Raw genomic sequence first — 9354 nt, 5'->3', positions numbered from 1 at the left:
GGCGGGGGGGGGGGGGGGGGTTTTTCGGGGGGGGGGCCCGGGGGGCCCCCCCACCGCCGTTGTGTGCCGGGGGGTGTGCGCTGTTGGCACGGCGACGAGCGCGGCGCGGAGGAGTCGAACGGCATGCTTGGGGCGGGGATGCTCGACGGGGTCCGCCCAGGCCGGGCGCCGGCTGCGGGGGTGTACGGCGGCGGGCGGCCAGGGGGGCGTCCGCCGCCGTTGCGCGCGGGGCGCGTGCGCTGTTGGTGCGGTGGCGCGGCGTGGCGGAGGCCGGTGGTATCGGTCTCACGACAGTGGCGGTCCAGGCTCTGGGTTCGGTACCGGTTCGGGGCCCGGTGGGATCGGAGACGGGGACGGATCGGGGACCGGCCGGGGGCCCGGGTCTGGGCCAGGGGGTGGGGTCGGGTTCGGGGGTGGGGTCGGGACGGGTGGTGGGGGCGGCTCCGGAGTAGGGGGCGGTTCCGGGGTCGGGCCAGGGGGTGGGGTCGGGTTCGGGGGTGGAGACGGGACCGGGTTGGGGCGTGGGGGCGGCTCCGGGGGTTGGGGGTCCGGGCCGGGGGTGGGTCCCGGACCCGGTGTCGGTGCGGGCGGGACTGGATCGGGGTGCGGATTCGTCATGACGTCCTCCAGCCAGTCGGTCGACATCGGCTCTGGACTACTCCCCCGCGTACCCGACGCCAGCCCTGACACTCACTCCCCGGTATGACGGCAGGGGCCCAGGCGGGCTTACGGCTCACCTGGCGTGCACCGCGCCCACCCCGCCGTAGGGGAGGACCACTTGGCGCACGAGAGCAGGGCGAGCCGCAGAAGACTCCCGGCCGTCGGTCAGAACCGTCCCGGATGTTCCACCAGCCACGTCTTCGCCGCGCGCAGCAACTCCGGGTCGGCCGCCGGAGCCTCCTCGGGATGACGCTCGGCCCACTTCACGACGTACGGGCACAGCGGGGCGACGACGATTCCCTCGCGCCCCGCCAGGGCGTACAGCTCACGCGCCAGCGAGCCCGCGATGCCCTTCCCCTCGTGGGCCGGCTCGACGATCGTATGGACGGGGACGAGCGCGCCCGCCGGGGATTCGAGGACGAAGTACTCGATGTGGCCGACCACTTCACCGCCGCCGATCGCCTCCAGGCGGCCCGCCGCCCGGTCGTCGCGGATCTCGATGTCGCTCATGGGCACGCTCCTGGTCCGAAGGTCAGGGAGTCGGGATGTCAGGCCGGCACGGCCTGCGGGCTGCGCTCCTGGTCCGAGCCCGGCACCGGCTCGGACGGGTCGGCTCCCAGCGCCACGACGCGGTTGTCGCGGTCCACGTGCACGACCCGGGGTTCGAACTCCCGCGCCTCGGCATCGGTCATCTGGGCGTAGCTGATGATGATCACCAGATCTCCGGGATGCACCAGATGGGCGGCCGCCCCATTGATGCCGACGACCCCCGAGCCGCGCTCGCCCTCGATGACATAGGTCTCCAGGCGGGCGCCGTTGGTGATGTCGACGATGTGGACGAGCTCACCGGGCAGCAGATCGGCGGCGTCGAGCAGGTCCGCGTCGATGGTCACCGATCCCACATAGTGCAGGTCGGCCTGGGTGACGGTGGCGCGGTGGATCTTGGATTTGAACAGGGTGCGCAGCATGAAAGTACTCCTGGACGTCGGCTCCCTGCCCGCGTGGTGCAGGTCAAGGGCTGTTTGCCCACCTTACCGACTGGACGCCTTCCGTGGCGGCGGTCGGCCGGTGACGCGACTGCGTCACCGGCCGAGCTGATGGAGCAGTTCGCGCGTGCTGGGCGAGGGCTTCGCGTCGATCCGGGCCGGCGCCGCCTCGCAGAGCGTGCCGGCGAGGTGTTGGCAGAGGAGAAATCCCTGGCCCTATCCCTGCGATTCGGCGCCGGGCGACAGCCCGTGGGCCTACGCGGCGGCCGAGTGTGCCGACACCTCGCCGGGCTGCTCGAACTGGGTCCGGTACAGCTCCGCGTACCTCCCGGCGGCCGCGAGCAGTTCCTCGTGGGTGCCGCGTTCCACGATCCGCCCGGCCTCGACCACCAGGATCAGGTCCGCCGCGCGCACCGTGGACAGCCGGTGGGCGATCACGACCGCCGTCCTGCCCTCCAGCGCCTCCGCGAGCGCCTCCTGGACGGCCGCCTCCGAGGTGTTGTCCAGGTGGGCGGTGGCCTCGTCGAGGATGACGACGCGCTGGCGGGCCAGCAGCAGCCGGGCGATGGTCATGCGCTGGCGTTCGCCGCCGGAGAGCCGGTAGCCGCGCTCGCCGACCACGGTGTCGAGGCCGTCGGGCAGGGACCGTACGAGATCGTCGAGGCGGGAACGGCGCAGGGCGTCCCACAGGTCGGCATCGGTCGCCGTGGGGCCGGCCAGCAGGAGGTTCGCGCGGACGGTGTCGTGGAAGAGGTGGCCGTCCTGGGTGACCATGCCGAGCGTCGCCCGCAGGGACTCCGCGCTCAGGTCGCGGACGTCGACGCCGCCGACGCGTACGGCGCCCTCGTCGACGTCGTACAGGCGCGGGAGCAGTTGCGCGATCGTCGACTTGCCCGCGCCGGAGGAGCCGACCAGCGCGACTGTCCGCCCCGGTTCGGCGCGGAACGAGATGCCGTGCAGGACCTCCGCGCCGCCCCGCGTGTCGAGGGACGCCACTTCCTCCAGGGAGGCCAGGGAGACCTTGTCGGCGGACGGGTAGGCGAAGCGGACGTTCTCGAATTCGACGGCGACCGGGCCCTCCGGCACCGGACGGGCGTGCGGCTGCTCCGCGATGAGCGGCTCCAGGTCAAGCACCTCGAAGACGCGCTCGAAGCTGACGAGCGCGCTCATCACCTCGACGCGGGCGCCTGCGAGTGCGGTGAGCGGGGCATACAGACGGGTCAGAAGCAGGGCCAGGGCCACCACGGCGCCCGGGTCGAGGCTGCCGCGCAGGGCGAAGAAGCCACCGAGGCCGTAGACGAGTGCGAGGGCCAGTGCCGAGACGAGGGTGAGGGCGGTCAGGAACACCGACTGGGCGGTGGCCGTGCGTACGCCGATGTCCCGGACGCGGCGGGCGCGGGCCGCGAACTCCTCGGACTCCTGCTCGGGTCGGCCGAAGAGCTTGATCAGAGTGGCGCCGGGCGCCGAGAAACGCTCGGTCATCCGGGTGCCCATCGCCGCGTTCAGCGTCGCCGCCTCCCGCTGCATACCGGCCATGCGGCTGCCCATGCGCCGGGCCGGGATCACGAACACCGGCAGCAGCACCAGCGCGAGCAGGGTGATCTGCCAGGAGAGGGTGAGCATCACGGCGAGGGTGAGCACCAGCGTGACCAGGTTGCTGACCACCCCGGACAGGGTGTTGCTGAAGGCGCGCTGGGCGCCGATGACGTCGTTGTTGAGACGGGAGACGAGCGCTCCCGTACGAGTGCGTGTGAAGAACGCGACCGGCATGCGCTGCACATGATCGAACACAGCCGTCCGCAGATCGAGGATGAGTCCCTCGCCGAGCCTCGCCGAAAGCCGTCGGCCGAGGATGCCCAGCGCCGCCTCCGCGACCGCGATGAGCGCGATGAGCAGGGCCAGGCGTACGACCGTGGCCTCGTCGCCGTCCGACACGATCGCGTCCACGACGCGTCCGGCCAGCACGGGGGTCGCGACGGCGAGCAGCGCGGTCACCACGCCGAGCGCCACGAATTGTCCGATACGGCGGCGGTGCGGGCGGGCGAACGCGGCGATGCGGCGCAGTGTGGCGCGGGCCAAGGGGCGGCGTTCCTGCTCGGCGTTCATGACACTGTGCAGCTGTGTCCAGGCTGTGGTCTCCATGCTCATGGCAGCGACAGTAGGACCTCAAGCAAGATTGAGGTCAAGGCAGCGAGGGACTCGATGACCGTACGTAAGACCCTGGCCCCGCTTCCGCAACCCGCAGTTGGCACGGAGTGGAGAACCTCTCCCGGTGTGACAGCGGTACAAGTCCCCGAACTTCCCGAACTCCCCGAGCGACGAGTCCCCCGTCGCGCCCCGATCCGCCGGATACGCCAGATTCTGTGTGTCCTTCCGCTCGTGCTCGTCGCCGTGGTCGCGGTGCGGCATCGGGCCGTGCTCGCCGAGGGCTTCGGTCATCTGGAGCACGCCAAGTGGCCCTGGCTCGTGGCCGCGGTCGGCGCCACCTGCCTGACCTGGGTGGCCGCCGCCGTCACCCGCCAGGGTGCGGTCGTCGAGCCGCTGCCCAAACGGCGGCTGCTGGCCACGCAGTTCGCGGCGGGCGCGGCCAATCACCTGCTCCCCACGGGCCTGGGCGCGGGCGCGGTCAACCTGCGGTTCCTGACCGTGTGCGGGCTACCGCTCGCCCGCTCCTCCGCCGCGCTCGCGCTGTACCTGCTCGCGGAGTCGATCGGCCGGCTCTGCCTGCTGGCCGCCCTGCTCATCGCCTTCCCCGGCGCGCTGCGGCTCGGCACCCTCGTCCCGGAGGGGGCCGTGGCCCCGCTGCTGCTCGGGGCCGGTGCGGTGCTGGTCGTGGCGGCCGGCGTCCTTGCGTCCGTACGGCGACTGCGCGGCGCCGCGTGTTCCTTCCTGCGCACGGCGCTGGGCGAGGCACGCTCGGTGCACACCCGCCCGGCCCGGGCCTTCGCCCTCTGGGGCGGCTCGTTCGCCTTCCCCGCCTTGCAGGCGGCCGGTCTTGCCGCGGTGGGGCAGGCCCTGGGACTGCCGGTACCGCCCGCGCACATGGCGGTCGCGTATCTCGCGGCGACGGTCGCCGTGGCGCTGGTGCCCACACCGGGCGGGCTCGGCTCGGTCGAGGCGGCGCTGGTCGTGGCGCTGGTGGCGGCGGGCGGCCCAGTGGCCGTGGCCACGGCCGTGGTCCTCGCCTACCGGATCATCACCGTGTGGGTCCCGCTGGTGCCCGGGGCGTTGACGCTGGGCGCGCTGGTACGGCTGAAGGTGATCTGAGCTGACCGAAGGTTGTCCGAGAGGGCAACGCGTCGCCCGTCACGGATCCGTGAGCGTCACCCGCACCGGCCCGCCCCTCGGATCCACCCGCTCGGTCCAACGTGCGGTGAGGGTCAGGGCCGGGCTCCGGTTGGGGAGAAGCGTGCGTTCGCGGTGCAGGAGCAGGCCGTTCTGGGTGACCCGCAGGACCGGGCGGCGGGGCGGCGGGGCGGCCGTGCGCAGGACGTACGGCAGACGGTCGGCCGGGGTGACGCGGTTCGGGGCGATCCAGCGCAGCGGCGGGTCCACGATCAGGGGGACGCCGTCGGGCCGTTCGGTCCCGGCGAGGGTGTCCAGGACGGCGCCCGCCGCGTGGGCGCCCTCGCGGGCCGCCGTGGCCGCGCTCGCCACGGCGTGCAGCACGCTGCCGACGGCGAACACGCCGGGGCGCGAGGTGCGCAGTGCGCCGTCGACGGACGGTCCGCGGGTGCCGGCGTCGAGGGTGAGTCCGCCGCGCCGGGCCAGTTCGTGGTCGGGTACGAAGTCGCCGGTGAACACAACGGTGTCGCAGGGCAGCGTGGCCGTTCTACCGTCGCGGCGGCGCACGCGCACGCCGGACAGCCGCCCGTGGCCGAGGAGTTCGGTGACCGTGGTGCCGGTGAGGAGCGGGATGCCGTGGCGGAGGCGGGCGTCGGCGGCTCGGGCGGGCGCGGTCTGCGGGCGGGCCAGTTCGGTGACCATCGCGACGACCGAGGCTCCGGCGGCCCTTACGGTGTCGGCGGCGGCGTAGGAGACGTCCTCCGCGCCGACCACGACGGCACGCGTACCGATGCGCCGGCCGTACAGGTGCACGGCCTGCTGGAGTTCCCCGGTGGTGTACACGCCGGCCGGGCGGGTGCCGGGCACCAGCCGTGCGGCGCGCGGTCGTTCGCGCGCGCCGGTGGCCAGGACGACCGCCCGTGCGCCGACGGCCTCCGGTCCGTGCGGGCCGACCGTGTGCAGCGACAGGGGGCCGGCCCAGTCGAGGGCCGTCACCCCGGTGCGTACGACCGCTCCGGCGCGCTCGGCCGCGGTGACGAGGAGGTGGGCGTACGCCGGGCCGGTCAGCGGGTGCGGCCAGGTGCCGTAGCCACCGTGCGCGCAGTGCCGCGGTACTCCCCCGGCCTGCCGCTCCCGGTCCAGCACCTCCACCCGGCCCACGCCCGCCGCGGCCAACCGGGCGGCGGCGGCGAGCCCGGCGGGACCGGCACCGACCACCAGCACGTCGACCTCACGTTCCGGGCTCATGCCAAGGCCCGCTCGAACAAACCCCGCACCGCCACGCCACGGACCAGCACGCACATTCTCACGCCCCAGCCCCCTCAAGCAGATCCCGCACCGCCACGCCACAGACCAGCACGCACATTCTCACGCCCCAGCCCCCTCAAACAGATCCCGCACCGCCACGCCACAGACCAGCACCCACACCCTCACGCCCCAGCCCCCTCAAACAGATCCCGCACCGCCGCACCGCAGTAGAACCCCTGACAGCGCCCCGCCCGGGCCCGGGTCCGGCGGCGCAGTCCGTCGAGGCCGGCCGGGGGGATCGTACTGGCGAGGGCGTCGCGGATCTCGCCGCGCGAGACGCGCTCGCAGTGGCAGACGAGGGTGCCGTACTCCGGGTCGGCCGCGATGAGTTCGGGCCGCTGGTACGGGCGCGGGAAGGCCTCGCCGAGGTTCGGCATGCGGACCGGCTCCAGCTCTCGCGCCGCCGGTCCCCCCTCCAGCCCGGCCTCGGTGAGCAGCCCTGTCACGTGGTCGGCGATGGCGAGGGACGCGGTCAGGCCGGTGGAGCGGATGCCGCCGACGGTGACGTACGCCTGCTCGGGGTGCGCGGAGATGCGGTAGTCCTCGTGCTCGGTGGCGGCGCGCAGGCCCGCGTAGACGGCGGTGACCTCCTCGTCGAGCAGGCCGGGCAGGATGTGGCGGCCCTTCTCCCGGAGGAGGGCCAGGCCGTCGGCGGTCGTGCCGGTGGCCTGTTTGTCGTCCAGGTCCTCGGCGGTGGGGCCGAGCAGGACGTTGCCGTACACGGTCGGGGCGACCAGGACGCCCTTGCCGAGAGCCGTGGGGACGGGCAGCAGGATGTGGCGGACGAGGTCGCGGGCGAGTTTGTCGAAGACGAGGAGCTGGCCCCGGCGCGGGGTGACGGTGAAGTCGTCGTGGCCGAGCCGCCGGTCGAGCGTGTCGGCGTGCAGGCCGGCCGCGTTGACCAGCCAACGGGCGTGCAGGGGGCCCCGGGCGGTTCGCAGCACATGCGTCCCGTCCTGCCGACTCGCCTGCTCCACACGGCAGTTGAGGTGGAGGTCGACTCCGTGGCGGACCGCCTGGGTGGCGTACGCCAGGGTCGTGGTCCAGGGGCAGATGATGCTCTCGCCCGGCACGTGCAGGGCGCCGAGCGCGCCGGGGCCGAGGTGCGGTTCACGCTCGTACAGTTCGGCGGGCTCGATCAGTCGCGTGTCCGGGTACTCGTTGCGCTCGGCCTTCTCGGCGAGGCGGGGCAGCGCGGCGAGCTGTTCCTCGTCCCAGGCGACCAGGAGGGCGCCGACCGGTTCGACGGGGATGCCGGACTCGGCGGCGTACGCGGCCAGCAGCCGCGCGCCCTCACGGACCAGGCGGGCCTCCAGGGAGCCGGGCACCGCGTCGAAACCGGTGTGCAGGATCGCGGTGTTGGCCTTCGAGGTGCCCTCGCCGACGTCGCCCTGCGCCTCGACGAGAGCGACGCGCAGTCCTCGGCGCCGGGCGAGGGCGCGGGCGATCGCGCAGCCGACGACTCCGGCACCGACGACCACCACGTCGTACGCCGCCGAAGGCAGCGGTCCGGCACTGGTGACCGTCATGCGGGCGGCCCGTCGAGCAGGGCGGTCACGGCCGCCCGGAAGCGGCCGAGGCGTTCCTCGGCCTCGTCGGCCGACACCCGCGGCTCGTACACCGCGGCCGGCTTCCAGTCCGGCAGCGCGTCGGTGACGCTCAGCCCGGGTTCCGCGCCGAGCCGGGCCAGGGCGCCCACGCCGAGGGCGGTCACGTCGGGCAGCGCGGACACCTCGACGGGGCGTCGCAGCAGGTCGGCCTGGGTCTGCATGAGGAGGGCGGAGCGGGTCAGACCGCCGTCGACGCGCAGGACGTCGAGCGGCTCGCCGAGGTCGGCTGCGGCGGCCTCGGCGAGCAACACCACCTGCGCGGCCAGACCCTCGCAGAGCGCGCGCACCAGGTGTCCAGGCCCGGTGTCCAGGCCCAGCCCCGTGAGCGAGCCGCGCAGGTCTCCGCGCCACCAGGGGGCGGCGAGTCCGGCGAGGGCCGGGACGAAGGTGACGCCGCCGCTGTCGGGCACGGCACCGCCCACGGCGTCGAGGTCGGCGGCGCCCCGGATGACGCCGAGGTCGGTGAGCCAGCGCACCGCGGAGGCGGCCGTGTACACCTGGCCGTCGAGGCAGTAGCTGGTGCGTCCGCCGAGCCGCCAGGCGACGCAGCTGACCAGTCCGGAGCTGCCGCGCCGAGGGGTGTCGCCGGTGTGGGCGAGGAGGAACGCGCCCGTCCCGTAGGTGCACTTGGCGCCGCCGGGTGCGGTGATCCGCTGGGCGAGCAGCGCGGCCTGCTGGTCGACGACGAGCCCGGTGAGGGGGATCTCGGCGCCGAAGACGGTGGTGGTGCCGACCGGCGCGGCGGTGTCGACGACCTCCGGGAGATGTTCGCCGGACAGGCCGTAGACGTCGAGTGCGCGCGGCGACCATTCCGCCTCGTCGAGGTCCAGCAGCTGGGTACGGCCCGCGGTGGCGGCGTCGGTGACGTAGGCGCCGGTGAGACGGTGGACCAGCCAGGCGTCGCTGGTGGTGACGACTCCCTCGGTGGTGAGGTGCCGTCGTATCCAGGCCATCTTGGGCGCGGCGAAATACGGGTCGAGCGGCAGGCCCGTCAGCTGCCGCAACTCGTCGGCGTGCTCGGCGAGTTCGGCGCACACGCTCTCGGCGCGGCGGTCCTGCCAGACGAGGGCGTCGGTGACTGGCCGGCCCGTCGCCGGGTCCCAGGCGAGCACCGTCTCGCCCTGGTTGGCGAGGCCCAGCGCGACGACTGGTTCGCCCGCCTCGGCCAGCGCCGCTCGGCCGGCGTCGACCACCGAGTCGTACAGCTCAGCCGGGTCGACCTCCACCAGTCCGCCGGGCAGATGGCGGGGCCGGACGGGGGCGAACCCGGCGCCCAGGACGCCGCGTTCGGGACAGATCACCAGGGCCTTGGTGCCGGACGTGCCCTGGTCGACCGCAAGCACCGGACCTGTCATCACGTCCCTCCCTCAGTGAACGTCCCTCCCTCGTGAACGTCCCTCCCTCGGTGATCACAGCCCGACAGCCTGCCGCCGCCGCCCGCATCGCGTCAAGCGGTGCCGATCAGGGGGGCGGCTTCCCGGCGCCCGCGGTCGATGGCTGGCTGA

Annotated in this window: 7 protein-coding genes; 1 reads left to right on the top strand and 6 read right to left on the bottom strand. The window is 73.9% G+C overall.

Going from position 1 to position 9354, the window contains the following annotated elements; translation table 11 throughout:
• Nucleotides 1–825: 825 nt before the first annotated feature.
• The 3 genes from AB0I77_RS48005 to AB0I77_RS47995 all read right to left on the bottom strand — a co-directional run bounded on the left by AB0I77_RS48005 (nucleotide 826) and on the right by AB0I77_RS47995 (nucleotide 3788).
• Nucleotides 826–1170, bottom strand: a complete 345-nt coding sequence (locus AB0I77_RS48005; protein ID WP_363289282.1) for a GNAT family N-acetyltransferase — start codon at nucleotides 1168–1170, stop codon at nucleotides 826–828.
• Between the two features lie 38 nt (nucleotides 1171–1208).
• On the bottom strand, nucleotides 1209–1628 hold the full coding sequence (gene panD, locus AB0I77_RS48000) for an aspartate 1-decarboxylase (RefSeq protein WP_363289281.1): 420 nt from the start codon (nucleotides 1626–1628) through the stop codon (nucleotides 1209–1211).
• 273 nt (nucleotides 1629–1901) lie between these two features.
• On the bottom strand, nucleotides 1902–3788 hold the full coding sequence (locus AB0I77_RS47995) for an ABC transporter ATP-binding protein (protein ID WP_363289287.1): 1887 nt from the start codon (nucleotides 3786–3788) through the stop codon (nucleotides 1902–1904).
• Between the two features lie 198 nt (nucleotides 3789–3986).
• On the opposite strand from AB0I77_RS47995, the gene AB0I77_RS47990 reads away from it, so the two are divergent.
• The gene (locus AB0I77_RS47990; protein ID WP_363289286.1) at nucleotides 3987–4913 is read left to right on the top strand and encodes a lysylphosphatidylglycerol synthase transmembrane domain-containing protein; all 927 of its coding nucleotides are present in this window, start codon (nucleotides 3987–3989) and stop codon (nucleotides 4911–4913) included.
• Nucleotides 4914–4952: 39 nt separating this feature from the next.
• Here AB0I77_RS47990 and AB0I77_RS47985 read toward each other — a convergent pair whose 3' ends face one another.
• The 3 genes from AB0I77_RS47985 to AB0I77_RS47975 all read right to left on the bottom strand — a co-directional run bounded on the left by AB0I77_RS47985 (nucleotide 4953) and on the right by AB0I77_RS47975 (nucleotide 9204).
• Nucleotides 4953–6179, bottom strand: a complete 1227-nt coding sequence (locus AB0I77_RS47985; protein WP_363289280.1) for an FAD-dependent oxidoreductase — start codon at nucleotides 6177–6179, stop codon at nucleotides 4953–4955.
• Between the two features lie 182 nt (nucleotides 6180–6361).
• The gene (locus AB0I77_RS47980) at nucleotides 6362–7768 is read right to left on the bottom strand and encodes an FAD-dependent oxidoreductase (protein ID WP_363289279.1); all 1407 of its coding nucleotides are present in this window, start codon (nucleotides 7766–7768) and stop codon (nucleotides 6362–6364) included.
• The gene (locus AB0I77_RS47975; RefSeq protein ID WP_363289278.1) at nucleotides 7765–9204 is read right to left on the bottom strand and encodes an FGGY family carbohydrate kinase; all 1440 of its coding nucleotides are present in this window, start codon (nucleotides 9202–9204) and stop codon (nucleotides 7765–7767) included. Before AB0I77_RS47975 ends, AB0I77_RS47980 begins: the two co-directional genes overlap by 4 nt.
• Between the last annotated feature and the right edge of the window lie 150 nt (nucleotides 9205–9354).

Source organism: Streptomyces sp. NPDC050619 (assembly GCF_040654815.1).
In the GTDB taxonomy this organism is placed as follows: Bacteria; Actinomycetota; Actinomycetes; order Streptomycetales; family Streptomycetaceae; genus Streptomyces.
The sequence above is the reverse complement of the archived record's forward strand: the minus strand, read 5'-3'. Positions and strand labels throughout refer to the sequence as shown.

Bases quoted from the DNA above. Each gene is read 5' to 3' on its own strand.
- AB0I77_RS48005 (WP_363289282.1), bottom strand. From the start codon at position 1,170: ATGAGCGACATCGAGATCCGCGACGACCGGGCGGCGGGCCGCCTGGAG.
- AB0I77_RS47995 (WP_363289287.1), bottom strand. From the start codon at position 3,788: ATGGAGACCACAGCCTGGACACAGCTGCACAGTGTCATGAACGCCGAG.
- AB0I77_RS47980 (WP_363289279.1), bottom strand. From the start codon at position 7,768: ATGACGGTCACCAGTGCCGGACCGCTGCCTTCGGCGGCGTACGACGTG.
- AB0I77_RS47985 (WP_363289280.1), bottom strand. From the start codon at position 6,179: ATGAGCCCGGAACGTGAGGTCGACGTGCTGGTGGTCGGTGCCGGTCCC.
- panD (WP_363289281.1), bottom strand. From the start codon at position 1,628: ATGCTGCGCACCCTGTTCAAATCCAAGATCCACCGCGCCACCGTCACC.
- AB0I77_RS47975 (WP_363289278.1), bottom strand. From the start codon at position 9,204: ATGACAGGTCCGGTGCTTGCGGTCGACCAGGGCACGTCCGGCACCAAG.